The organism is Streptomyces sp. f51, from assembly GCF_037940415.1.
GTDB lineage: Bacteria > Actinomycetota > Actinomycetes > Streptomycetales > Streptomycetaceae > Streptomyces.
In genome coordinates, this window is sequence record NZ_CP149798.1 from 6,782,147 (window position 1) to 6,806,815 (window position 24,669).

General features: G+C 71.5%; 23 protein-coding genes. 12 read left to right on the forward strand and 11 right to left on the reverse strand.

Going from position 1 to position 24,669, the window contains the following annotated elements; genetic code table 11:
• Positions 1-62: 62 nt before the first annotated feature.
• Complete coding sequence (locus tag WJM95_RS29355; protein WP_339135922.1) at positions 63-1,073, forward strand: aminoglycoside phosphotransferase family protein; 1,011 nt, start codon at positions 63-65, stop codon at positions 1,071-1,073.
• A gap of 15 nt (positions 1,074-1,088) precedes the next feature.
• On the opposite strand, the gene WJM95_RS29360 is transcribed toward WJM95_RS29355, so the two are convergent.
• Genes WJM95_RS29360 through WJM95_RS29375 form a run of 4 tightly spaced genes read right to left on the reverse strand, consistent with a single transcriptional unit; the run spans position 1,089 to position 5,689 of the window.
• On the reverse strand, positions 1,089-2,447 hold the full coding sequence (locus WJM95_RS29360) for a GH1 family beta-glucosidase (RefSeq protein ID WP_339133150.1): 1,359 nt from the start codon (positions 2,445-2,447) through the stop codon (positions 1,089-1,091).
• Positions 2,448-2,494: 47 nt separating this feature from the next.
• Positions 2,495-3,334, reverse strand: coding sequence for a carbohydrate ABC transporter permease (locus WJM95_RS29365; protein WP_339135924.1), 840 nt, complete (start codon positions 3,332-3,334; stop codon positions 2,495-2,497).
• A 25-nt stretch (positions 3,335-3,359) separates the two neighbouring features.
• Positions 3,360-4,361 (reverse strand): sugar ABC transporter permease, encoded by a 1,002-nt coding sequence (locus tag WJM95_RS29370; RefSeq protein ID WP_339133151.1) that lies wholly within the window; start codon positions 4,359-4,361, stop codon positions 3,360-3,362.
• A gap of 14 nt (positions 4,362-4,375) precedes the next feature.
• Positions 4,376-5,689, reverse strand: coding sequence for a sugar ABC transporter substrate-binding protein (locus tag WJM95_RS29375; RefSeq protein ID WP_339133153.1), 1,314 nt, complete (start codon positions 5,687-5,689; stop codon positions 4,376-4,378).
• Positions 5,690-5,856: 167 nt separating this feature from the next.
• Between WJM95_RS29375 and WJM95_RS29380 the strand changes: the two genes are divergently transcribed.
• On the forward strand, positions 5,857-7,179 hold the full coding sequence (locus WJM95_RS29380; RefSeq protein ID WP_339133155.1) for an ROK family transcriptional regulator: 1,323 nt from the start codon (positions 5,857-5,859) through the stop codon (positions 7,177-7,179).
• A gap of 121 nt (positions 7,180-7,300) precedes the next feature.
• On the forward strand, positions 7,301-8,242 hold the full coding sequence (locus WJM95_RS29385) for an alpha/beta hydrolase (RefSeq protein ID WP_339133157.1): 942 nt from the start codon (positions 7,301-7,303) through the stop codon (positions 8,240-8,242).
• Here the strand turns inward: WJM95_RS29385 and WJM95_RS29390 are convergent.
• Complete coding sequence (locus WJM95_RS29390) at positions 8,164-9,123, reverse strand: SDR family NAD(P)-dependent oxidoreductase (RefSeq protein WP_339133162.1); 960 nt, start codon at positions 9,121-9,123, stop codon at positions 8,164-8,166. The two genes, WJM95_RS29385 and WJM95_RS29390, sit on opposite strands and share 79 nt — an antisense overlap.
• Before the next feature lie 299 nt (positions 9,124-9,422).
• A complete protein-coding gene (locus WJM95_RS29395; protein ID WP_339133164.1) occupies positions 9,423-10,442 on the reverse strand; it encodes a PHP domain-containing protein in 1,020 nt (339 codons plus the stop codon).
• A 253-nt stretch (positions 10,443-10,695) separates the two neighbouring features.
• Here WJM95_RS29395 and WJM95_RS29400 point away from each other — a divergent pair, with 253 nt between their 5' ends.
• Positions 10,696-10,932 (forward strand): hypothetical protein, encoded by a 237-nt coding sequence (locus WJM95_RS29400; protein ID WP_339133166.1) that lies wholly within the window; start codon positions 10,696-10,698, stop codon positions 10,930-10,932.
• An 86-nt stretch (positions 10,933-11,018) separates the two neighbouring features.
• Here WJM95_RS29400 and WJM95_RS29405 read toward each other — a convergent pair whose 3' ends face one another.
• Both WJM95_RS29405 and WJM95_RS29410 read right to left on the reverse strand, forming a co-directional pair.
• Entirely contained in the window at positions 11,019-11,732 is a 714-nt protein-coding gene (locus WJM95_RS29405) for a VanZ family protein (protein WP_339133168.1), read from the reverse strand.
• A gap of 212 nt (positions 11,733-11,944) precedes the next feature.
• Positions 11,945-12,595: a DUF4230 domain-containing protein gene (locus WJM95_RS29410; RefSeq protein WP_339133170.1), complete on the reverse strand. Its 651-nt coding sequence runs from the start codon at positions 12,593-12,595 to the stop codon at positions 11,945-11,947.
• Positions 12,596-12,798: 203 nt separating this feature from the next.
• Between WJM95_RS29410 and WJM95_RS29415 the strand changes: the two genes are divergently transcribed.
• Positions 12,799-13,752 carry a ribose-phosphate pyrophosphokinase gene (locus WJM95_RS29415; protein WP_339133172.1) on the forward strand — a complete coding sequence of 318 codons (954 nt, stop codon included), beginning with the start codon at positions 12,799-12,801 and terminating at the stop codon, positions 13,750-13,752.
• 60 nt (positions 13,753-13,812) lie between these two features.
• On the opposite strand, the gene WJM95_RS29420 is transcribed toward WJM95_RS29415, so the two are convergent.
• On the reverse strand, positions 13,813-14,136 hold the full coding sequence (locus tag WJM95_RS29420; RefSeq protein WP_339133174.1) for a hypothetical protein: 324 nt from the start codon (positions 14,134-14,136) through the stop codon (positions 13,813-13,815).
• Positions 14,137-14,151: 15 nt separating this feature from the next.
• Positions 14,152-15,876 carry a high frequency lysogenization protein HflD gene (locus WJM95_RS29425; protein ID WP_339133176.1) on the reverse strand — a complete coding sequence of 575 codons (1,725 nt, stop codon included), beginning with the start codon at positions 15,874-15,876 and terminating at the stop codon, positions 14,152-14,154.
• Positions 15,877-16,306: 430 nt separating this feature from the next.
• Between WJM95_RS29425 and WJM95_RS29430 the strand changes: the two genes are divergently transcribed.
• From WJM95_RS29430 to WJM95_RS29460, 7 genes are all read left to right on the forward strand, one after another.
• Positions 16,307-17,986: a DUF4331 domain-containing protein gene (locus WJM95_RS29430; protein ID WP_339133178.1), complete on the forward strand. Its 1,680-nt coding sequence runs from the start codon at positions 16,307-16,309 to the stop codon at positions 17,984-17,986.
• A complete protein-coding gene (locus WJM95_RS29435; RefSeq protein ID WP_339133180.1) occupies positions 17,983-18,714 on the forward strand; it encodes a class F sortase in 732 nt (243 codons plus the stop codon). Before WJM95_RS29430 ends, WJM95_RS29435 begins: the two co-directional genes overlap by 4 nt.
• 2 nt (positions 18,715-18,716) lie before the next feature.
• Positions 18,717-20,069: a tetratricopeptide repeat protein gene (locus WJM95_RS29440; protein WP_339133182.1), complete on the forward strand. Its 1,353-nt coding sequence runs from the start codon at positions 18,717-18,719 to the stop codon at positions 20,067-20,069.
• 102 nt (positions 20,070-20,171) lie between these two features.
• Complete coding sequence (locus WJM95_RS29445) at positions 20,172-20,816, forward strand: dihydrofolate reductase family protein (protein ID WP_339133184.1); 645 nt, start codon at positions 20,172-20,174, stop codon at positions 20,814-20,816.
• Between the two features lie 498 nt (positions 20,817-21,314).
• On the forward strand, positions 21,315-22,316 hold the full coding sequence (locus WJM95_RS29450; RefSeq protein WP_339133186.1) for an acyl-CoA desaturase: 1,002 nt from the start codon (positions 21,315-21,317) through the stop codon (positions 22,314-22,316).
• Positions 22,317-22,349: 33 nt separating this feature from the next.
• Positions 22,350-22,775, forward strand: coding sequence for a DUF5994 family protein (locus tag WJM95_RS29455; RefSeq protein WP_339133188.1), 426 nt, complete (start codon positions 22,350-22,352; stop codon positions 22,773-22,775).
• Positions 22,776-23,021: 246 nt separating this feature from the next.
• Positions 23,022-24,071 carry a slipin family protein gene (locus WJM95_RS29460; protein WP_339133190.1) on the forward strand — a complete coding sequence of 350 codons (1,050 nt, stop codon included), beginning with the start codon at positions 23,022-23,024 and terminating at the stop codon, positions 24,069-24,071.
• A gap of 18 nt (positions 24,072-24,089) precedes the next feature.
• On the opposite strand, the gene WJM95_RS29465 is transcribed toward WJM95_RS29460, so the two are convergent.
• Complete coding sequence (locus WJM95_RS29465) at positions 24,090-24,470, reverse strand: anti-sigma factor antagonist (RefSeq protein ID WP_339133192.1); 381 nt, start codon at positions 24,468-24,470, stop codon at positions 24,090-24,092.
• Positions 24,471-24,669: the final 199 nt, after the last annotated feature.

The window sequence follows — 24,669 nt, forward strand, 5'->3', positions numbered from 1 at the left end:
GATCCGTGGACGCCGTCACACGGGGGCTGCGGACGCGCGGGGTCACCTGGCACAGTGACCTCATGGGCGAGGGGGACGCGGGAGCCGGAGCGGACGAGTGGGAGCGGGCCGGGCGGGCCCTTCGGGAGGCCGGACTGCCGTCCGGGAGCCTGGTCGGCCGCCGTGTCCTGTCCGGGGGCACGTACAACGCCGTCGAGGAACTGACGCTGGCCGACGGCAGCCGCTACGTGCTGAAGGTTCCGCCCCCGCGCACCGTTCCCGCCCTCGCCTACGAGCGGCAACTCCTGCTCTCCGAGGCGGAGTTCTACCGCCAGGCCGGCGCCGTCGGCGTACCGGCGCCCTCGCCGGTGGGCGACCACCGCGACGGCCACCTGCTGATGACGCACTGCCCGGGCGAGCCCTGGGCGGACCTGCCCGAGGGCGAACGCGGCCCGCTCCGCAGGGAGTTGGGTCACCTCGTGGCCCGGCTGCACAGGGTGACGGGACCGGGCTTCGGCTACCCCTCCGGCGCACTCGGTCCGCTCGCGCCCGACTGGCGCACCGCCTTCACCGGGATGTACGAGGCGCTCCTGGACGACGCCCGCGGCTACGGCGCCTGGCTGCCCCGTCCCGTGGAGGAGGTGGCCCGGATCGCGCGGGGCGCCTTCGCGGCCCTGGAGGAGGTCACCGTCCCCCGGCTCGTCCACTTCGACCTGTGGAGGGGGAACATCCTGGTCGAGCGCACGGAGGCGGGACCGCGCATCGGCGGTCTGATCGACGGCGAGCGCATGTTCTGGGGGGACCCGCTCGCCGACTTCGTCTCCCTGGCCCTGCTCGGGGACATCCGCCGGGACGCCGACTTCCTGACGGGCTACCAAGAAGGCGGCGGAACGGTCGAGTTCGGTGGCGCACCCGGGCAACGCCTCGCCCTGTACCGCAGTTACCTCTACCTGATCATGCTGATCGAGACCGTCCCCCGCGCCTCCGGCGACGAACGGGCCGCCTGGGTGCGCGAGGTGGTGGCCCCGAAGCTGACGGCCGCCCTCGACGAGATCGGCCGGGGCGCGAACGCCCCGGCCGACACAGGTTCCTAGGGTTCCGGCGAGGTTCTAGGCCGCCCTGCTCGCGCGCCCGAGGTGCTCGCGGACGATCTCCGCGTAGCGGTGACCGCTGCCCTTGATCGTCCGGACCTGCGTCTTGTAGTCGACGTGCACGAGACCGAACCGCTTGTCGTAGCCGTACGCCCACTCGAAGTTGTCGAGCAGCGACCAGGCGAAGTAGCCGGCCAGCGGAACACCCTTGCGGACCGCCGAGGCGCAGGCCGCCAGGTGCTGTTCGAGATAGGCGACCCGCTCGGGGTCGTGGACGGTGCCGTCGGGGCGTACGACGTCGGGGTAGGCGGAGCCGTTCTCCGTGACGTACAGCTTGCGGGCGCCGTACTCGTTCGTCAGGCGCAGCAGCAGACGCTCGATCCCGGCGGCCTCGACCTCCCAGTCCATGGCCGTGACGGGCACGCCTGGCCGGCTGACCTGCCGGGCGTGGGGGGCCGGGCCGGTCGGGTCGTCGACCACGCTGGACGGGAAGTAGTAGTTCAGACCCAGCCAGTCGAGCGGCTGGGCCATCGTCTCCAGGTCGCCCGCGACCTCGGGGAGCTCGACGCCGTAGACCTCGACCATGTCGGCGGGGAAGCCGCGGCCGTGCACCGGGTCGAGCCACCAGCGGTTGGTGTGCCCGTCCTGCCGCCTCGCCGCCGCGATGTCCTCCGGGCGGTCGGTGGCGGCCTCGATGCTGCCCAGGTTGTTGACGATGCCGACCTGCGCGCCCGGCACGGCCGCGCGGATCGCCTGCGTGGCGAGTCCGTGGCCGAGCAGCAGGTGGTAGGAGGCCCGGACCGCGGCCGTGACGTCGGTCAGACCGGGGGCCATCCGGCCCTCCAGGTGGCCGATCCAGGCCGAGCACAGCGGCTCGTTGAGGGTGGTCCAGTGCTGGACGCGGTCGCCGAGCCGCTCCGCGACCGCCGACGCGTAGGCGGCGAGGTGGTGCGCGGTGTCACGGGCCGGCCAGCCGCCCCGGTCCTGGAGCACCTGGGGCAGGTCCCAGTGGTAGAGGGTGACCGAGGGCGTGATGCCCGCCTCCAGCAGACCGTCGATCAGCGCGTCGTAGTAGTCGAGCCCCTTGGCGTTGACCGGGCCGTCGCCGCCGGGCATCACCCGGGGCCAGGCGACGGACAGCCGGTAGGCGTTGGTGCCGAGCCGGCGCATGAGACCGATGTCCTCGCGCCAGCGGTGGTAGTGATCGCAGGCGATGTCCCCGTCGTCGCCGTTGTCGATCTTGCCGGGCGTGTGCGAGAAGGTGTCCCAGATGGACGGGGAGCGGCCGTCCTCGCTGACGGCGCCCTCGATCTGGTAGGCCGACGTGGCCGTGCCCCACAGGAAGTCCTCGGGGAGGGCGGCAAGGTCGATGGTCACTGAAGTCCCTTCGTCATCAATGGGGCCGATGTCCTCGGCGGGGCCGGTCACTTGACGGCTCCCGCCGTGAGACCGGCGACGAGATAGCGCTGGAGCAGCAGGAAGCCGGCCACCACGGGGACGCTGACGACCAGCGAGGCGGCCATGATCTGGTTCCAGTACACGTCGTTGAGCGTGGAGTAGCCCTGGAGGCCGACGGCGAGGGTGCGGGTGGCGTCGTTGGTCATGACCGACGCGAACAGCACTTCGCCCCAGGCGGTCATGAAGGCGTAGACGGCGACCGCGACGATGCCGGGGATGGCCGCCGGGACGACGACACGGAACAGCGCCCCGAGCGGTCCGCAGCCGTCCACGAGAGCAGCCTCGTCGAGATCGCGGGGCACCGAGTCGAAGTACCCGATCAGCATCCAGATCGAGAACGGCAGCGAGAAGGTCAGATACGTGAGGATCAGACCGCCGCGCGAGCCGAACAGCGCGATCCCGGTGGCATTGCCGATGTTGACGTAGATGAGGAACAGCGGCAGCAGGAAGAGGATGCCGGGGAACATCTGCGTGGACAGCACGGTGACCGTGAAGACGCGCTTGCCGCGGAAGTCGTAGCGGCTGACGGCGTAGGCCGAGAAGACGGCGATCACGACCGAGCAGATCGTGGCCGCCCCCGCCACGATCAGCGAGTTCACGAAGTACTTCGCCAGCGGCACGGTCGACCAGATGTCGACGTACGGCCGCAGGGTCAGACCGCTCGGGATCCAGCGGAACTTCCCCGACACGTCCGCGAGCGGCTTCAGCGAGCTGGAGACCATGACGTAGACGGGCACGAGGACGAAGCTCGTGAGCAGGGTGAGGAAGATCCGCCGGGACCACAGGAAGGACCGCGGCGGGGCCATCGGGGAGCGGTGCGTGGTGGAGGCGCTAGACATCGGCCGTCTTCCTTCCCCGGGAGGTCAGCAGCAGGTAGGCGCCGGTCACCACGAGCAGGAAGAGCAGCAGCAGGACGGACATCGCCGAGCCGGTGCCGAAGTTCCAGGTGACGAAGGACGCCTGGTAGATGTGGACCGAGATGAGGTCCGCGGAGTCCGGGGCGGTCCTGCCGAACAGGACGAACGGCGTGTTGAAGTCGTTGAACGTCCACAGGAACAGCACCAGCACCAGCACCTGGTTGACCGGACGCAGCGACGGCAGGGTGATGCGGCGCAGCTGCTGCCACAGTCCGGCACCGTCCAGGGCCGCGGCCTCGTACAGCTCGCCCGGGATGTTCTGGAGGCCCGCCATGACGATCAGGAAGGCGAACGGCCAGCCCTTCCATACGGACACGGTGAGCAGGGCGTAGAAGCTGTTGTCGCCGATCAGCCAGAACGACGGCTTGTCGGTGAGGTGCAGCTGGTCGTGCAGGACGTGGTTCACCAGGCCGTTGTCGTGCTGGAACATGAACACCCAGGTGATCACGGCCGCGTAGACGGGCAGTGCGTACGGCACCAGGAACAGGGCCCGCAGCACACCGCGTCCGACGAAGTTGTCCTGCATGTAGACGGCTGCCGCCGTGCCGATCAGCCAGCACAGGCCGACCGAGAGCAGGGTGAAGGCGATGGTGACGAAGAAGGAGTGCAGCAGCGCCTTGCCGACGGGCTCGTCGAAGTGCACCGAGACCGAGTAGTTGTCGAAGCCGGCCCAGGGCGCCGTGCCCCAGTCACGGATGTAGAACTGCGTGAGCTCCTTGAAGCTCATCACGATGCCGATCACCATCGGCACCAGGTGCACCAGGAGTTCGAGCACCAGCGCGGGCAGAAGCAGCAGGTAGGGGAGGCCGATGCGCTTGATCCGCCCGGTGCGGCGCGGGCCGCGCGCCGCACCGGGGGAGCTCTTGCGCACCGTCCGCTCGCCGGGTTCGGCGGAAGCGGCGGTCGTGGTGGTCATGAGGGTGTCCGCACTCACTTCTTCGGCATCTGCTGCTGGGCCTTCTCGAGCGCCGCCTTCACCGACGCGGTGGTCACCGCGCGGCCGCCGGCCGCGTCGGCGAACAGGCCCTTGATGGCCGTACCCACCGCGGTCTCGAACTGCGACTCGTCGGCGACCTGCGGCAGCGCCGCCGCGCTCTTGGCCAGGGTGTCCTTCAGAACCGCGTTCGAGGGGGAGTTGAACGCGGTGTCCGTCTGGGCGGTCTTGACCGGCGGGATCGAGGTGTAGGCGCCGTTGAGGATCTTCTGCTCGGCGTCACTGGTCAGGAACTTCACGAACTTCGTGGCGCCGTCGAGGTTCTTGGTGTTCCTGAACACCGCGAGGTTGATGCCCGCGACCATCGAGTTGACGTTCGTGCCCGTTCCCGGGGTGCCGGACTGCACGGGCACCGGGGCGATGCCGTACGCGTCGTCGGCCATGCCCTGCGACTTGAGGTTGGCGGCCGCGGACTGCCACAGCAGCATGGCGTTCTTGCCCTTGGCGAAGTCGCTCACCGACTGGTTCTGGGCGTACTCGGCGTTGCCCGGGGCGATGATCTTGTCCTTCGCCATCAGGTCGACGTACTGCTTGACCGCGGCGACGACCCCGTCGTTGGTGAAGTCGGCCTGGCCGTCGGAGGTGAAGAAGTCGGCGCCGTGCTGCTTGGCGAAGACGAAGGCGTGGTGGATGTTCTCCGAGGCGTTCGACCCCTCCGCGCCGAGGCCCCAGTGGCCGCCCTTGGAGAGCTTCTTGCCGTCGGCGATCAGCTCGGCCCAGGTGGCCGGCGGGTTGGCGATGCCGGCTTCGGCGAACATCTTCTTGTTGTAGTAGAGCGCGTACGCCATCGAGTACAGCGGGACCGCGGCGGGGTCCTTGCCCTCGGCGCCGGTCGAGCCGAGCGCGGAGTCGACGAAGCGGTCCTTGCCGCCGATCTTGGCGAAGTTCTTCGCGTCCCAGGGCAGCAGCGCGCCGGTGGCCTGGAGCGAGGCGCTCCAGGTGTTGCCTATGTTGAGCACGTCCGGGCCCTGGCCCGAGGTGGTGGCGGTGAGGATCCGGTTCAGCAGGTCGGACCAGGGCACGACCTCCAGCTTCACCTTGATGCCGGTCTGCTTCTCGAACTTGGCCAGTTCGGGGGCGAGCGTCTTCTTGTCGATCTCGATGCTGGCGCCCTGGTTGGACGCCCAGTACGTGAGTGTCTTCGGCGAGGCGTTGGACCCGCCGCTCGACGAGCCGCCGCCACAGGCGGTCGCGGCGGTCAGCAGAGAGATGGTGACCGCACCTGCGGCCGCGGCTCGGATTCTGCGCATGGCTGCTTATGTCCCTTTCCCGGAGGGAGCGATGACGGCGTCCGCGTTCACTTCCCGAACGACCCTCATGGCTTAATTTAGGACGTGAGTTAAGACCCGGAAGAAAGTCGCGTCAAGGGATCGCGCAGGGGTATCTTGCAGGTCGGGCAGGCCGGAAGGGACATCACATGGCGGGGCGGAACGGTCGGACAGTGCGTGACCTGCGGCGGGGCAACCGGACCGCCGTACTACAACGGTTGTATTTCGACGGGCCGATGAGCCGCTACGAACTCGGTCCCGCGACCGGGCTGAGTTCCGGATCCATCAGCAACGTGGTCGCCGAACTCGTCGCCGACGGTCTGGTCGAGGAGGCCGGAAGCGTCGACTCCGACGGCGGCCGCCCCCGCACCCTGCTGCGTGTCGTGCCCGGCAGCGGCCACATGATCGGCGTCGATGTCGGCGAAACCCGCGTCCGTGTCGAGCTGTTCGACCTGACCCTCACCGAACTCGCCCGTGTCGAGCGGCCGTTGGAGCACCCGGGGTACGAGACCGACCGGCCGCTGCGGCGTCAGGAGTACGACGTCGACGTCATCGTCGGCCATATCCGCGACGGCATCGCCGAGGTCCTCGCCGAGGCGGACATCGCCCCCGCACAGCTCCTCGGTGTCGGCATCGGAGTGCCCGGCATCGTCGCCCGCACGCCCGAGCAGGGCGCGGTCGTGCACGGCCAGACCATCGGCTGGGACGCCGTCCCGCTGGAGTCCCTGCTCCGCTCCGCCTGCGAACTCCCCGACACCGTCCCGTACTTCGCGGACAACGGCGCCCGCACCCTCGGCCAGGCCGAGATGTGGTTCGGCGCCGGACGCGGCGCCCGCAACGCGGTGGTCGTGCTCTTCGGCTCCGGCGTCGGCGCCTGCCTCGTCACCGAGGACGTCGAGAACGGCCGGTCCGTCGAATGGGGGCACCTGACCGTACGCGTCAGGGGCCGCCGCTGCCGCTGCGGCGCCCTCGGCTGCCTGGAGGCGTACGCGGGGGCCGAGGCACTGCTGGACCGCTGGCGCGAGGAGGGCGGACGGCCCCCGGAGGGCACCGACGAGGAGACCGCGCTCACCGCGATGCTCGCCGCCGCCTACCCGCCCGAGGGAACCGAGCCGGACCCGATCGCGCTCGCCGTCCTGGAGGAGACCGCGGAGTACCTGGGCGCGGGCCTTTCCGACCTGATCAACCTCTTCCAGCCCGAACGCATCCTCATCGGCGGCTGGGCCGGACTCCAGCTCGGCTCCCGCTTCCTGCCCGCGGTCCGCCGGTACGCCTCCTCGTACGCCCTGCGCTACCCGGCCCAGCACGTCACGGTGGACCTCGGCCGGCTCGGCCCCGACGCCGTCACGGTCGGTGCCGCGATCCTGCCGCTGGCCGACTTCTTCGCCCGCGGCGGCCGGCGGGCGGAACCCGCGCCGACGGGACCTTCCCCCGCCTGGCGCACGGCCCTGGAGGAACGGGCGCCGCACTGAGGCCGGGACCCGGTACCGCGCGTCCGCATGACCTCCGGGGTAATCGACCCGTTCGCCGCCTCCCGGAACCATGAAGGGCACCAGAGCCCGAACGCGTACCACCGGATCCCGGGAGGACCCCATGCCGTACTTCGCGAGCCCCGTCGACGGCGCCCAGCTGCACTTCGTCGACCACGGCCCCGCCGACGGCCCGGTGGCCGTCTTCGTCAACAGCGCCTACTTCGGGACGGAGATGTGGGAGTACCAGATGCTGCCGCTCGCCGAAGCCGGTCACCGCTGTGTCGGGTTCGACCGGCGCGGGCACGGCCGGTCCGACGACGTCTGGGGAGGGTTCGACCTCGACAGCCTCGCCGACGACGTCGACGGACTGCTCCGGCACCTCGATCTGCGGGAGGTCACCCTGATCGGACACTCCGTGGGCACCGCCGAGCTGGTCCGCTGCCTGACCCGGCACGGGGCCGGGCGGGTGGCGAGGATCGCGCTCGTCGCCGGTCTGGCGCCGGGCCCCGCGCGGACCGTGAACCATCCGGGCGGCGTCGACCCGGCGCTCGTCGAGGAGGGCAACCGGCGGTTCCGCCAGGACCGGGCCGCGTTCTTCGCGGACGGCGCCGACGCGTTCTTCGCCCGCGGCCTGCCAGGCAACGACCTCTCCGAGGCGTACGTACGCTCCATGGTCGACCGCTGCCACGGCGCGACCGCGCGGGCCGGAGCCGCCCTCGGCGACCTCGTCGTCACCCTGGACGTCGCCCCCGAACTGGCCCTGATCGACCTGCCCGCCCTGGTCGTCCACGGCACCCACGACGCCTCGGCGCCCCTGGACCTGACCGGCCGCCGGGCCGCGGACCTGCTGCCCGACAGCACGCTCAAGGTCTACGAGAACGCCGGGCACGGCCTGTTCGCCACCCACCGCGAACAACTCACCGCGGATCTGCGGGATTTCATGGCGAACGACGGTCGTTCCCGGCGCTCGGGCCCGGACGCGGCTCAGCCGAAGGCGTTCACGCCGGTCAGCTCGGCCGACAACTCCCACAGCCGCGCGGCCTGTTCGGGATCGGTCGCATAGGCGCTCACGCCGGTCCGGGTGCCGTCCGCCGGAGCCGGTTCGGCGATGTCGCAGTCCTCGCAGTACACCCCGCCCAGGCCGGCGAGCCGGGGCGAGGTCGCGGCCCACACCTGGGTGGCCGCACCCTGCTCGGGCGTCTTGAAGCCCTCCGGGTTCAGCGGGGTGCCGTCCTCGTCGATCCAGCCGCGCTCGACCATCTCCGCCCTGGGCAGGTGCCGCTGGAGCGGGGTGAGGATGCCGCCGGGGTGCAGCGAGAAGGCCCGTACGCCGAAGTCCCGTCCCCGCCGGTCGAGTTCCACGGCGAAGAGCACGTTCGCCGTCTTCGCCTGCCCGTAGGCCTCCCACTTGTCGTAACCGGTCCGCCAGTGCACGTCGTCCCAGCGGATGCCGGAGTTGTGGTGGCCGGCGGATGACACGGACACGACCCGCGCGCCGCCCGGGGCGATCGCCGGCCAGAGCCGGTTGACCAGCGCGAAGTGGCCGAGGTGATTGGTCGCGAACTGCGCCTCCCAGCCCGGGCCGACCCGCGTCTCCGGGCAGGCCATGACGCCCGCGCTGTCGATGACGATGTCGACGACACGGCCCGAGGCGAGGAACCGCTCGGCGAAGGCGCGCACGCTGTCCAGGTCGGCGAGATCGAGTTCGTCGGTCTCGGCGCCGTCGATGCCGGCCAGCGCCTCGCGCGCGGTCGCCGGGCGCCGCGCGGGGACCACGACCCGGGCACCCGCCTTGGCCAGGGCCCGGGTCGTCTCCAGGCCGAGCCCCGAGTAGCCGCCCGTGACGATCGCGAGCTTCCCGGAGAGGTCGACGCCCTCCAGGACGTCGTCCGCGGTGCTCCGGGCGCCGAATCCCGAACCGATCCTGTGCTGTGCAGTGCTCATGCCCGCACGCTACGAATTGGAGCGGACTCGAAGTCAAGCGGACACGGCCGCGGCGGCGAACGGCCGGCCCGGCACGAGAAAGACCCCGACCGGATGGGGGAATCACGGTCGGGGTCGTCTGTGTGGGCGCCGATGGCGGTCGCCTCGCGGCGAAACGCTCCACAGGGCTTCAGCCGGACGATCGTCCCTGCGGGCTTGGGTGAGGCCCGGGGACACTGTCCCATCCACACCCACGGTTTGTTCAACGGGTAACTACCTGTGGGTGTTCCCGGGAACGGGCCCGTCGCCGGTGACCTGTGTCACGGTCTCTCGCGGGTCCGGGCCCAGGTCAGCACCTGCTCCAGGGTCCACGTGGTGACCACACGCTCCGGCGGCACCCCGCACTCCTCGGCCCGCGCGCACCCGTGGATCTGCCAGTCGAGCTGTCCCGGCGCGTGCGCGTCGGTGTCGAGGGAGAACAGAACACCCGCGTCGACCGCCTGGCGCAGCAGCCGGCGCGGCGGGTCGAGGCGCTCCGGGCGGCTGTTGATCTCGACCGCCGTACCCGACTCCGCGCAGGCCGCGAAGACGGCGTCCGCGTCGAACTCGGACTCGGGCCGGCCGCGCCCTTCGATCAGCCGGCCGGTGCAGTGGCCGAGGATGTCCGCGTGCGGATCGCGGACGGCGGCGATCATGCGCCGGGTCATCGGCCGCGACTCCATCCGGAGCTTGGAGTGCACCGACACGACCACCACGTCCAGCTGCTCCAGCAGCTCCGGCTCCTGGTCGAGCGATCCGTCGTCGAGGATGTCGCATTCGATGCCGGTGAGCAGGCGGAAGGGGGCCCAGCGTTCGTTCAGCTCGGCGACGACCGCCAGCTGCTCGCGCAGCCGTTCCGGTGACAGGCCGTTCGCCACGGTCAGCCGGGGCGAGTGGTCGGTGAGCACCGCCCACTCGTGGCCCAGCCGTGCCGCCGTACGCCCCATCTCCTCGATCGGGCTGCCGCCGTCCGACCAGTCCGAGTGCAGATGACAGTCCCCCCGCAGCAGCGCCCGCAGTCCCTCACCGCCCTCGGCGAGCGGCCCCGCGGACTCGCGCTCCACCTTCTCCAGGTAGCCGGGCACCTCGCCGGCCAGCGCCTCCCGTACCACCTGCGCGGTCTTCGGGCCGATGCCCTTGAGCGACTCCAGCGTGCCGTTCTCGGCGCGTTCACGGACCTCGTCGGCGGACAGCCCGGCGAGCAGGGTCCGCGCGGTCCTGAAGGCCCGTACGCGATAGGTGGGCGCCAGGCTCCGCTCCAGCAGGAACGCGATCCGGTCCAGGGCCTCGACGGGGTCCATCGGCACTCCTTTCCGCGCTCGCGCCGGCCGTCGCACGCTCTCCCAGAGTTGCCCAGCCGCCGCCCGCCCGCACGGCGGGTGCCACCTCGGGCGGGCGGCGGGCCGGGGCGGGGTCCGCGGGGAGCCGGGTCACCCGGCCGGGCGAACGTCCGGAGCCCCACCGCTGCGCCCCTGCCCGGCGGCACGGGCGGCGGGCGTCCGGCGTGTCACCGCTGACCAGCGGGAACGACGGGAATCGCCTTACGCTTTTGTCATGACCGAAAGCGCGAGCCCTCACATCTCCCACCCACGGATCATGGTGCTCGGGGTGCAGCCGGGCACGCCCCCGTTCCGGATCATGGAGATCGACGGCGAGATGGTGGGCGAGGCGAAGGCGATCACGGACGTCCTGGAGTACGCGGCGGCGTACGGCATCACGGTCGACGATCTCGACGACCCCGACCTGGTCCGCTGGGTCGGCGGCGACAAGCTCACCTGGCATCCGCACTGACGCACCCGGCGCGGAAGCCCTCCGGACGCCCCGATGCGGCAGGGGATTCCGGAGGGCTTCGACGACGGGTGCGCCCGCGAGGGCGGTCAGGCGCGCAGACGCTTCCTGGGGTGCACGGCCCGGCCGAGCCGCCGGCCCAGGAGGAGGTAACCCACCAGCGCGCCGGACGTGTTGAGGATGACGTCGTCGATGTCGAAGGAGCGTCCGGTGATGAGGGCTCCCTGGACCAGTTCGACCAGGAACATGACCGCCGCGGTCAGCAGGAGGACGCGCAGGATTCCGCGGGTCCTGGGGAACACCACGGGCAGCAGCACACCGAAGGGGACCCCGAGCACGAGGTTCCCGCCGATCTGCTTGACGGCGTCGCGCAGTTCCGGCTGGTCGAGATAGGCGCGCAGCGAGGCCCCGGGGTGGAGATTGTTGTGGATCAGGGCCGCCGACGCGGGTGAGGGCTCAAGGGTCAGCCGGGCCAGGACGACGGCGAACGCCACCATGGCGGCGAACGCGACCAGCATGGCCAGGAGCCGCACGGGCAGGGGCAGGCTCTCCTTGGCGGGTGCCGGTGCGGGGGTCCGCTTCGGCGCCTCACGGCGGAGGAACGACCGCGACCCGGTCTTCGCGGTTTCCTTGTCCCGCTCGGCCTTCGGCGCCGGCTTCCCGCGGCCGAAGAACGACCGGGACTTCTCCGGCTTCCCCTGTCCGGCGTTCGCCGCGCCCTTGCCTCGGTCCGATCCCGCCTTCGGTGCCGGTTTGCCCCGGCCGGCCTTCGCTGCACGAGCGCGCAACGCGGTGCGGACCATGAGACCCTCCCCTTTTCAACTGCTCTCTGGTGCAGCCCGCATACCCCCGACCGGGCCGAGAATGCCCGTGGCCCGGAGGAGGGGAGCGCTTTGCGACAACGCCCGCCGAACCGGTGCCCGGCGGGGCGAGGATCCGGCACCCCCGGGACGGCCGTCGGCGCCGGGCGCGGCCGTGGGGCCGGTCCGGCGCCGACGGGCACCCTGCTCGGGGTTCAGGTGCCGTAGGTGACCGTCACGTCGGTGAAGCCGAGGGAACGCAGCAGGCCCTGGAGCATGCTGGTGGTGTTCGTCTCGGCCCGCGCGGTGAGGCGGCTGTCCTGTGCGGCCTTGCCGATGTGCTTGGCCGCGAGCCGTTGCACCGCCCGCTCGTCGTTTGGGTTGTCCGAGAACAGGTCCCCGATCCGGTCGAGAAGACCCCGCTGTTTCGAGACGGCGTAGGAGTGGTCCGGGTCGAGGGCGGGTTTGCCCAGGGCCGCGTGCGGCAGCCGGAGCGTGGCCGACGTACGGTCGCTGTTGACCGTCACGTCCTTCTCGCCGATGCGCCCGAGATCGACATAGGCGTCGACGGTGCCGGCTCCCACGTACAGGGTGCGGGTGCCGCGGATCGCGTCGGGCAGGTACTTCGCGTCCTTCTCCAGGTCCACGACCACCTGGAAGTTGCCCGAGGCCGCTTCGTAACGGCTCATGTCCTGGATGGACTTGAGCAGGGTCGGGCCCGAATTGTCCTGGGTCTCCGTGCCGAACACATCGCGCAGCCCCGGCAGAACGGCGAGCCGCAGCCCGGCGAACAGCACCACGAGCACCAGCACGAAGGCGGAGAGGACCTTCGCCCAGCCGGGCATGCGCTTGATGGACGTCGTCATGTCGGCGTTCCTCCTTTCGAACGTCCGTCTACCCTCCAAGTCCCTTGGCAGGCCGCCCGGCGCGTGCGGCACTTCCCGGGCCGGACCGCAACCGGAAAGTCCCCGGTCGAAGGCCCGAAAGACGGCCAGTAGCATGAGGTGCGGGCTCCGGGCCGATCTTGGGCCCGGCGACGCGATCCGGTTCGACCATGCGAGGAGCGGACGTGCGTGACATCGCCGTGTTCAGCGGTAGTGCCCATCCAGAACTCGCGGCCGAGCTCTGCGCGCACCTCGGTGTGCCCCTCAGCCCGACCCGGGTCAGCCGGTTCGCCAACGACTGCCTGGAGGTCCAGCTCCAGGCCAACTGCCGCGAACGTGATGTCTTCCTGGTGCAGCCGCTCGTCGCCCCGGTGCAGGAGCACCTGGTCGAGCTGCTGATGATGTGCGACGCGGCGCGCGGGGCCTCCGCCGGGCGGATCACCGTCGTCATGCCGCATTATTCGTACGCGCGTTCGGACAAGAAGGACATGCCCCGGATCTCCCTGGGCGGCCGGCTCGTGGCGGATCTCCTCGTGGCGGCCGGGGCGAGCCGCGTCCTCGCGATGACGCTGCACTCCCCGCAGGTGCACGGGTTCTTCTCGGTGCCGGTCGACCATCTGCACGCCCTGCGGGAGCTGGCCGCGCACTTCCGTACCAACGACCTCTCGCGTACGACGGTGGTCTCGCCCGATCTCGGCAACGCCAAGGAGGCCGCCGCGTTCGCCCGGCTGATCGGCGCCCAGGTGGCCGCCGGCGCCAAGCAGCGGTTCGCGGACGACCGGGTGAGCATCAACTCGGTCATCGGCGAGATCTCCGGCCGTGATGTCATCGTGCTCGACGACGAGATAGCCAAGGGCAGCACGGTCCTCGAACTCCTGGACCGGCTGCGGGAGTTGGGTCCGAGGTCGATCCGGGTCGCCTGCACCCACGGCCTGTTCGCGGCGGGCGCGCTCAAGCGGCTCAGCGAACAGCCCGACGTACTGGAGATCGTCTGCACCAACACCGTGCCGATCCCGGTCGAGGAGTACACCGAGAAGCTGAGCGTCCTGTCCATCGCCCCGGCGCTCGCCGAGGCGGTACGGCGCATCCACAACGGCGAGTCCGTCAGCGCCCTGTTCGACGCCCCGCGGGATCACTAGCGACGCGAAGGGTGTGCGGGGCGACTCCGGAGCGCCGCCCGTGCGCGCCGCTCTTCCTCCTCACCGCTTCGCGGCGGGGGTTCTGCCGCCGAGTTCGGCGTAGAGGTCCGTCCAGCGCCGGTCGGTGCCGGTCGGCGGCTTGCCGTCGCAGAAGGCCTTGGCTCCGTTGGCCGTGTAGTAGCGCAGCATCTGGAGGACGGCCGCGGTGTCGGCCCTGGTCCCCGCCGTGTATCTGCTGCCGGGCGGTTGTTTCTGGTGGACCCGGCACACGGGGGTGGGGCCGTTGGCCTGTGCGTCCAGTCTGCCGACGGCCGGGGCGCCGCATCCGCCGAGAGCGATGGCGCCGAGCAGGGCGGTGACGGGGGCGATCAGTCGGCGAGCCATGGGATCTCCCGGGTGCTACAGGACGGTTTGCAGGCCGCGCGCCATCATGCCGAGGCCGACGACGAGGACGAGAGCGGCGGTGAACAGCGCGGTGTAGGGGGCGATGCGGCGTACCCGGGCGGGCAGCGGACGGCCGGTGAGGCGCCCGGCCCGGTCGCCGAGGCGGACCAGGAGCAGTCCGACGGCGGTGAGCGTGGCCGCCATGCCGAGGCCGTAGGCCAGTACGAGGGTGATCCCGAAGACGGTCCGGCCCAGAGCGATCGCACCGAGGAGGACGACGAGCGCGGACGGGCTCGGGACGAGGCCTCCGGCGACGCCGAGACCGATCAGGCCGCGGGTGGAGAAGGGTGGCGCTTCGCCGTCGCCCGCCGGGTGGGCGTGGTGATGCCCGAACAGGCCGTGGCGGTGCGACTTGCCGTGGGCGTGGGCGTGGGCGTGGGCGTGGGCGTGCGCGTGGTCGTGGGTGTGATGGCGGGCGTGGCTGTGGTCGTGATGGCGATCGTGTGGCTGGTGGTCGCCGTGGGCGGGGGCGGGGGCGTGGGCGTGTCCGTGCTCCGGAACGGTCGGGTTCGCGGAGGCGTCGAGCTCGCTGTTTCCGGCAGCCGGGCCTCCGGCGCCGACCAGGGCCGGGGCCATCGGCAAGGAGCGGTCGCCGGCACCGTCGGCCGACTGGCGCCCCCGGCGTGAGCGTCGTACGCCGTCGGCCAGCAGGACCCCTCCGACCACGGCCACCAGCGCGCCGCTGACGACGCCGAGCCAGTTGAGCACGGCGTCGCCTGCCAGCGAGGAGAACGTGGTGAGGCACAGCCCGATCACGAGCACGCCGGCCGTGTGCGTGACGGTCACCGTGGCGCCGACCGTCACCGCGTCGCGGGCCCTGCCGCGCCGCCCGGCCAGATAGGCGGCCATGACGGTCTTGCCGTGGCCCGGCAGCAGCGCGTGGCCGGCGCCCAGCACGATCGAGAGCAGCACGGCCAGCAAGCCGACGGTGACGGTGAGGCGCTCGGCGCCGGCCAGCGAGGTCAGCTGCCGGGACAGTGCCTCGAACCGGCCGGTCAGGCCGCCGGAACCCGGTCCGGCCGCCGGGTCCGCGGCGCCGGACGCGCCCTCGCCGGCGACCGCCGTGAAGCGGGCCGCGGTGTCCCCCCGCGGAGTGGACAGCAGGTCACGGGGATAGTCGCGCAACTCGTCGGTGACCGAGGAGGCCGCCGCGGTGGACTGCCTCAGGTGGGTGCCGGCGCCCTTGGCGGTGATCTCGTTCCAGCCGACGCGGGACGCGTCCACGCCGGTGGACACCTCCAGTGTCACCGGCCCGCCCGCCAGGTCCAGCGCTGCGTGCAGGCGGCACTCAAGACGGCTGGTGCGCAGTCCCGCCTGGCCCGGCCGGTACACGAAGGCGGCTGAATCCACCGTCCAGGCCAGGCGCCGAGGCGTGGTGACGGACAGTCGGCCGGCCGTGTCGGCGCAGCGAGCCGCGGCCCATACGGCGCGTTCGGACGCGCTCTGGCCGCCGTCGTGGTCGGTGTCGACGGCGGTGGCCGCTTGCAGCGTCGGAATCTCGGCGCTGTCGGTCACGGCGAGCACGTCCACCCGGCCGGGGCGGACGGTGAACCCGGTGTAGTGATTGATGGAGAAGTTGCCGAGCGGATGGGCCTGCGCGAGGGGTGCCGCCGCGCCGAACAGGAACAGCGCGACGCCGGCCACCGCTGCCGCACGCCGACCGAGGTGGCCATGGCTCATGGGACGCCTCCGCGCCGGTGCTGTAGGAGGGACGCCGAACGGCATCCGAAGGCGTCGCCCGCCCTGGTGACCGCACCTATACCCCGCCGGGTCGCGCGGAGGTCGGCAGACCGGGCTTCTCACCCGCCCGGCCCGCGACCGCCACCGAGACAGCCCATCAGGAGACTCCCGGGTCCGGAGATCGGTTCGACGCCCCGCCTCCGGGGGCGCGGCGGACGGGGACGCCCGTTCGGCGTTCCGGCGTTGCAGGCCCGATATGCCCGTGGTGACTTGTTCGTAACTTAAGTCGCATCACGGACGTATTGCAGTGAGTCCCGCGTCCCTGACGGGCGGGGCCGCGACGGGTCCGTCCGGGACTTCGAGTGTCCACCGCCGTCAACCCGCCCTCCCGTCCCCGGAGAGGCGGGCCCCCACCCGAAACGGATGGCCCATGGATTGCTCCCGCACGCGCCGGAGGTTCCCCGCCCGCTCGGCCGAACGTGCGCTGGCCACGACCGGCGTTCTCGCCCTGGTGTCCGCCGCCGCCCTCACGAGTCTGACGCCGGGCGTCAGTTCGGCCTCCAGTCACCGCGAGGCGCCGCTGATCGCCGGCGACCCGAAGGCGGACAACACCGACGTCTACGCCTTCACCAGCCCGGACAAACCCGACACGGTGACGATGGTGGCGAACTGGATCCCGTTCGAGGAACCCAACGGCGGCCCGAACTTCTACCCGTTCGCCAACGACGCCCACTACGACATCAAGATCGACAGTGACGGCGATGGCAAGGCCGACACCACCTACACGTGGTCGTTCACCGACCACGTCCGCGACGCCGCCCACCAGTTCCTGTACAACACCGGCGTCGTCAACAAACTGGACGACCCGACCCTGAACTTCCGCCAGACCTACGACTTGACGGTCACCGACGCCCGCGGCACCAGGACCCTGCTCAAGGACGCCCCGGCCGCGCCCTCCAACGTCGGCAAGGCCTCGACGCCGAACTACGCCTCGCTGCGCAAGCAGGCCACCTTGCAGCTTCCGGGCGGCGGACAGACCTACGCCGGGCAGGCGTCCGACCCGTTCTTCGCGGACCTGAGGGTCTTCGACCTCCTCTACGGGGGGAACCTGTCGGAGACCGGCCACAACACGCTCGCGGGCTACAACGTCAACACCATCACCATCCAGGTGCCCAAGAAAGACCTCGCGCTGGGCGGCGACCCGACCCGCAACCCGGTGATCGGCGTATGGTCCACCACCGACCGCCAGGGCGCGCAGGTCAGCTCGTCGGGGAGCAAGGGCGCGCAAGGCACCTCCTCGAACGGCGACGCGGACGCCGTGAACGACGGGAAGGCACCGGGCAGGGACGGGTCGGGTGCCGGATCCGGCTGGCACCAGGTCTCCCGCCTCGGCAACCCACTGGTCAACGAGGTGGTCGTCCCGCTGAAGTACAAGGACGCCTTCAACACGATCAGCCCCGACCAGGACCACACGGTCACCCCGGTCGTCGACGCGGTCAAGGACCCGATCCTGCCCAAGGTCGTCCAGAGCATCTACGGCGTGCCGGCCCCCGCGACCCCACGGAACGACCTGGTGGAGATCTTCCTCTCCGGGATCTGCAAGGCCTGCGGCCCGATCAAGGCGGACCTCAACTCCCAGCTCCTGAACGCCGACGTCGACAAGAAGGCCTTCACCCCGAGCGAGGAGCTGCGGCTGAACATGTCCGTGGCGCCCACGGCCAAGCCCAACCGCCTCGGTGTCCTCGGCCAGGACCTCGCCGGGTTCCCCAACGGGCGCCGGCTCACCGACGACGTCCTCGACATCGAGCTCCAGGCACTGGAAGGCGCCGCCCAGAGCGGCAAGATCGTGAAGGCCCTCGCGGCCGGAGACGGCGTCAACGCCCCGTACAGCGCGCCCGGCGCGTCGTTCCCCTACGTGGCACTGCCCAGCACCGCCGCGGTCAACCAGGCCGGCTCCCTCAGTCCCGACGGTGGCGTCGGAGCGGGCTTCGGCGGTACCGCGTTCGGCGGCAACCTCCCTGTCGTCGCGGCGACCGCCGTCGGCGGCGGCGTCCTGCTGGCCGGGGCCGGAGTCCTGGCCCTGCGCCGCCGGCGGGCAGACCGCGCGTGACCGCCCCCACCGCACCCGGCCGCCCGCCCTCCGCACCGGAGGGCGGGCGGCCGCGCGGCATCCGCCGGCTCACCGCGGCCGCTGTCGTCGTCGGCCTGGGCCTGGCCGCGGCCGGCGCCACCGCGCTCATCACCGAACACACCCGCACACCGGCCCCCATAGACATAGGGGCCCTGCCCGCGGCCGAAGCTCCCGGCATCCGGCCGACCGCCGAGCCGGCCACGCAGGCCGCCCCGCCCGTGCGGATCCGCATACCCGGCATCGGCGTGGACCGCCCGCTGACCGACCTGCACGTGCAGTCGGACGGCCACCTCGCCGCCCCGGAAGAGCCCAGCCAGGTCGGGTGGTGGAGCGACGGCCCACGCCCCGGTGACGCGGGCGCCGCGATCGTGGTCGGACACGTCGACTCCCTGACCGGTCCGGCCGCCTTCTACGGCATAGCGGCACTGCGCCCGGGCGACTCCATATCCATCGACCGGGCCGACCACACCCACGCCGACTTCACCGTCCGGGCACTCCGGCAGTACGCGAAGGACGACTTCCCCGACAGCGAGGTCTACGCGACGACCGGTCCCCCCGAACTGCGATTGATCACCTGCGGCGGCACCTACGACCCGGCGGCGGGCGGCTACCGCGACAACGTGGTCGCCTACGCCACACTGGCCCACCCCGGCCGATCGCACCCGTCCCCATCGTCCCCGAACACCCCATCCCGGAGCGGGAATTGACCATGGCCTTCCGCCGACGCCCGAAGCGCCGACGCCTTCTGCTGTCCGCCGCCGTGGCCGGCGTCCTCGGTGTGGCGATGTTCCTCGCCGGAGGGCTTGGCCTGCCTCCCTGGCCCGCGGCGCCCACCGGCACCGGCGCCGCCGCGCCCGTCGAAGCGGGGAGCCCGCTCGCCGGAGGCGATCCGCTCGCCGCGGACATCACCCGGCTCCAGGCCAAGCTGAAGGCGACACCAAGGGACGAGGTCGCACTGGCCACCCTCGGACTCGACTACGTCCAGCGGGCCAAGAGCACCGCCGACCCGGCGTACTACCCCAAGGCCGAAGCGGTCCTCAAGCGCTCGCTGGCCCTCGGCACCGGCGACAACTTCACGGCGATGGGCGGCATGGCCGCACTGGAGGCCGGGCGCCACCACTTCACCCAGGCGCTGGACTGGTCCCGCAAAGCCGTCGCCGTCAACCCGTACAACTCCTCCCTGTACGGAACCCTCGCCGACGCCTACACCCAGCTCGGCCGCTACTCCGAGGCAGCCGACGCCGTCCAGAGGATGGTCGACCTCCGCCCCGGGTCACCGTCCCTCTCCCGGGCCTCCTACGTCGCGGAACTGAGCGGCGACATCGCCACGGCCCGAACAGACATGCGCCGGGCCCTCAATGACGCCGCCGGCCCCGCCGACGCGGCCTTCGCGCACTACTACCTCGGCGAACTCGCCTTCAACAACGGCGACCCGGCCACCGAACTGAGGGAAGCGGAGGCGGGCCTGGCCGCCGACGGCGGCTACACCCCCCTGCTCCAGGCCAAGGCGCGGGCCGAAGCCGCCCTCGGACACACCGATGCGGCACTCGCCGACCTCACCCGGGCCGTACAGAGGCTGCCCCAGCCCGAATACGTCCTCCAACTCGGCGAGTTCCACCAGTCCCTCGGCCGCGACCGGGAAGCCGCCCAGCAGTACCAGGTATTCCGTGCCGAGCAGAAACTCTTCACCGTCAACGGAGTCGCCCCCGACTCCGACGCGGCCCTGTTCGAAGCCGACCACGGTGACGCCGAAAGGGCACTGGCCATCGCCCGGCAAGGCCTGGAAACCCGGCCGTTCATGGACAGCCACGACGCCCTGGCCTGGGCACTTCACGTCAACGGGCAGGACCGTGAGGCCCTCACCGAATCCGATCGGGCCCTCGCCCAGGGCACGCGCAACGCCCTCTTCCGCTACCACCGGGCAGTCATCGAGCAAACACTCGGCGACCAGAACGCCGCACGCGGCGACTTCACCGAGGCGCTGGCCATCAACCCCCACTTCAGCCCCCTCCTCGCCCCGAAGGCCCGAAGCGCTCTGGCCGCCCTGTCCGGCCGTCGGTGAAAGAGATCGCGTGCCCCTGTCGATCCGGTCGCATCCCGTTCGACGTCATGGTGTGGGGCGCCTCGCCGCACGATGACGTGACCCGACCTGACGAGGAGACACGTGAATCAACTGCTGAGAGTCATGAACTTCAACATCTCGAGTGACGGAATCGGTGCCGGTGAGCACCAGAGTCTTGAGAGACCGTTCGGCCATGACCGTCCCGAGAGGCTGTTCGCCTGGGCCGGTGCCACGGCGAGCTGGCCCATGCGCACGGATCCCGGGGGAAGCCGGGGCCTCGACGACTACTTCACGCGGGACTTCGCGCGCAACATCGGTGCCGAGATCATGGGCCGCAACAAGTTCGGGCCCCAGCGCGGACCCTGGCCGGACCACGAGTGGCGCGGCTGGTGGGGGGAGGAACCCCCTTTCCGCACGCCGGTGTTCGTCATGACCCACCACACGCGTCCGTCGTTCACGCTCTCCGACACCACGTTCCACTTCGTCGACGGCGCCCCGGCCGCGGTCCTCGAACGGGCGCGGGAAGCGGCGCGGGGCAAGGACGTGCGCCTCGGCGGCGGGGTCACCACCATCCGGCAGTTCCTGGACGCCGGTCTCGTCGACACCCTGCACGTGGCGGTCTCGCCGGTGAAGCTCGGGTCCGGACTGCGGCTCTGGGAGTCCCCCGATGAGCTGCTCGACCGGTTCCATCTGGAGGTCGTGCCCAGCCCGAGCGGTGTGACGCACCACCTGTTCTGGCGAAGGTGACGCGAGGTGGCTCCTTCCGTGCCGGATGAGCCGGCAGGCCGCGGCCCGATCCTCACCTGACACGGGAACGACCCGGCGCGAACGCCGGCGTGCGCACTGTCCTCGGTGCCTGCGACGTACTCCGTCTCCTCGTGCCGCCGCGGCCGGCGCGCCCGCAGGAGTACGCTGCAAGCGTCGAGGGCATGTCGTACGCCGGTGATCGCACGGGCCTCGTCCTCGTCGCACGAGAGATGCGGGCCGCCGAGGTCCGGGCAGGTTCCGCCCCGTGACGTCCGAGTCCGCGCACCGCCCGACCACACAGCGCCCGACCCGATGGCGCGGCCTCCTCCGGACCGGACAGGCTCCCGCCCATCACCGTGGACGCCTCGCACGCCGCGGGGTCGCTCCGCTCCTGGCTCGGCTCCGGCGGACCGCCCGCCGATCGCACCCACCCGTCCCAGACGAGACGCCGCCCAAGACCCCGGCCGCACTGTCGTCGCCCGAGGTCAAGGACCACCCATGTCTCTTCAGACCGTCCGTCCCCCGTCAGCCACCCAGCCGGACCGTGCCGCGGCGCTCCTGGAGTACGACGGGAGGGCGCCTTTCCCGCGCGGCCGAACGGCCTCCGAGCGCACAGGCAACGAGCGGCTGTCCCTGACGATCACGGCGTTGATCGTCTTCCTGCCGTTCCTGGCGCTCGGCCTGGCGTGCTGGTTGTTGGGGGGGAGCCTGATCCACCCCGCCGACGTGCTGCTCGCGGCGGTGCTCTACACGGTCACCGGCCTCGGCATCACGGTCGGCTTCCACCGGGGACTGACCCACGGCGGCTACCGGGCCGCACGGCCGCTGCGCATCGCGCTCGCGACGGCCGGGTCGATGAGCTTCCAGGGCGACGTGATCGGCTGGGTCGCCATCCACCGCCGTCACCATGCCTTCACCGACCGACCGGGCGATCCGCACTCTCCCTACCGCTACGGCACGTCTGTGCGCGGCCAGTTGCGGGGTCTGGTGGACGCCCACGTGGGCTGGCTGTTCCGCAACGAGCCCACGTCCGCGGAGCGTTACGCTCCCGATCTCGTCGCCGACCGCGACATCCGGGCCGTGTCCCGGGCCTTCCCGGCCCTGTGCGCGCTCACGCTCGTCGTCCCCTTCGCCGCGGGCTGGCTGATCGGCGGCACCTGGACCTCCGCTCTGACTGCCCTGCTGTGGGCGGGACTTGTCCGCATCGCCCTGCTCCACCACGTCACCTGGAGCGTGAACTCCCTCTGCCATGTGATCGGCGACCGTCCGTTCCGCACCCGCCGCCACGACCGTGCCACCAACCTGTGGCCCCTGGCCCTGCTCTCCTTCGGCGAGAGCTGGCACAACCTCCACCACGCCGACCCCACCAGTGCCCGGCACGGCGTCGACCGCGGCCAGCTCGACCCCTCCGCCGCCGTCATCCGCCTCTTCGAACGCCTCGGCTGGGTCACGGACGTGCGCTGGCCCACCCCGGACCGTATCGCCGCGCGCCGCGCGTGAACCCGATCGGCCGTGTCCCCGTCAGGAGTTCTCATGACGCTCGCTCCCCCGCCCCCGCCCCCGCCCCCGCTCTTCTCGTCGTCCGGCGTCCGCCTGCGCCTCTCGCCCCAACCGGGACAGGGCCACATGCCCCGGCGCATCGACGGCGTCTGGTGGCCCCGCTCCGACGACCTGACATCCGAACTGCCCCAGCTGCTGGGCGGACTGCCGTCGGCCTGGGGACAGATCGGCAGCGTCCTGGTGGACGCCGCTGTCTGGGCCGCGTTCCCCGGGCGGCTGCTGGTCGCCGATCAGGTGGTGCGCCTGCGTCGTACGACCAGCCGGCACGCCCCCTCCACGGTCTGCCTGCTGGCGCCCGGACGCGGCCGATGGGACCTGCTGGTGGTACCGCCCTCGGCCACGGAGGCGGAGGCCGGGTCGCTCATGGAGGCGGGCCGCGCTGCGACGGGCACGTCCTGACCCTCGGCGGAGTACGCTCGGTGCCACCGAGGGTATTTCGCGCACCGGCTTCCCTGTCCGTGTCGCCGCACGTGGCCCCGAGAGCCGGTGGCGACTGCGTGATCCCGAGCGCCGCCACGAATCGGCAGTACCTCCACAGCAGCCCCTGACCCCGGCCGCGTGACACGACAGGCCGGGGTCCTCCCGTGCCGTGTCTCCCGGAACCGGTCGGTCCGGGGCCGCCATCGACGGAGGAACGTGAGAACCATGGGTGTTCTGATCACCGTGCTGGCGGTGTTCGCCGTGGCCGGGCTCGTCCTGCTCGCCCTCAGCGTGCGCAACGTCCAGCAGTACGAGAAGGGCGTGGTGTTCCGCTTCGGGCGGCTGCTGCCGGACATTCGCGGGCCGGGCCTGCGGGTCATCCGGCCGATCGGGGACCGGATGCGGAAGGTGTCCGTGCAGACCGAGGTCCTCGGTATCCCGCCGCAGGGGTCCATCACCGCCGACAATGTGACACTCACCGTCGACGCGGTCGTCTACTTCAAGGTCATCGATCCCGTCAAAGCCCTGGTGAACGTGCGCGACTACCCCGCGGCCGTCTCCCAGATCGCCCAGACCTCGCTCCGCTCGGTCATCGGCAGGGCCGACCTGGACACGCTGCTCTCCGACCGCGACCACATCAACGCGGAACTCAAGAAGGTGATGGACGCCCCCACCGAGGAGCCCTGGGGACTGCGCATCGAACGCGTGGAGATCAAGGACATCGCCCTTCCGGAGTCGATGATGCGCTCGATGTCCAAGCAGGCCGAGGCGGAGCGGGAACGCCGGGCCAGGGTCATCGCCGCCGACGGAGAGTTCGAGGCCTCCCAGCGGCTGAGCGACGCCGCCGCGACCATGGCCGACACCCCCGGAGCCCTCCAACTGCGCCTGCTCCAGACCGTGGTGGACGTCTCCGCCGAGAAGAACAGCACCCTCGTGATGCCGTTCCCCGTGGAGATGCTCCGCTTCTTCGAGCATCAGAGCCGGGAAGCCGACGGCGCGACCGACGGATGGATCACCCACCGGAAGATCCGGCGCCCCGCGGTGTCCGCGGCCGTCAAGATCCCCGAACCCGCCGCCCCCGAACCCGCCGTCCCCGAACCCCTCGTCCCGGCACCCGCCGTCCCGGCACCCGCAGACGTGAGCGCCCCTCGCTCCCTGAGCGGGGAACGGGTCGGCTCCGGAGGCAAGCGGGTCGGCGGCCGTGCGGAGGTGGCCCAGGAGCGACGGGACAACTGGCCGGCGCAGACGGACGCGGAGGAGCCGCCGAACGGCTGACCGCTCGGCCGCCGGTGCTCAGGACCGGTCCGAGGCGGCCTTCGGGCGGTTCAGCGCCTCCTCCAGGGTGGCCGAGGGCGGCAGGAGCCGGGAGAGTCCCGTCAGCCGGACCATGCGGAGGGTCAGCGGATGGGTGCAGAGCAGGTGCAGCCGGCCGCCGCGGTCGTCGACGCGGCGCCGGGCGCGGTAGAGCAGCCGCAGGCCCGAGCAGTCGAAGAACTCGACGCACCGCAGGTCGATCACGACCTGCGGTGCGGGGTCCGACGTCAGCGTGTCCAGGAGCGGGGTGATCTCCGCCGCGGCGAGCAGGTCGATCTCCCCGTGCAGCTCAAGTACCACATGACCGCGGTCGTGGTGGATCCGCAGATGCCTGGTGCGCGGCGCGGAGTCGCTCGTCACGCGGACATCACCTCCAGCCGGCCGTCGGCCCGCTCCGGGTGACACGGGAGCAGAACCGTTTTCTGCTCTGCAAGTTACCCTCGTTGAGGTGAATTCCAGCATGTTCGATTGACATATGTCTGCGCTGTGCGGGGCGAGTTGACCGAATGTGAGCCCCGGGCGGCCGGGTGTCCGGCCGCCCGGGGCCGGGTCCCTTCGG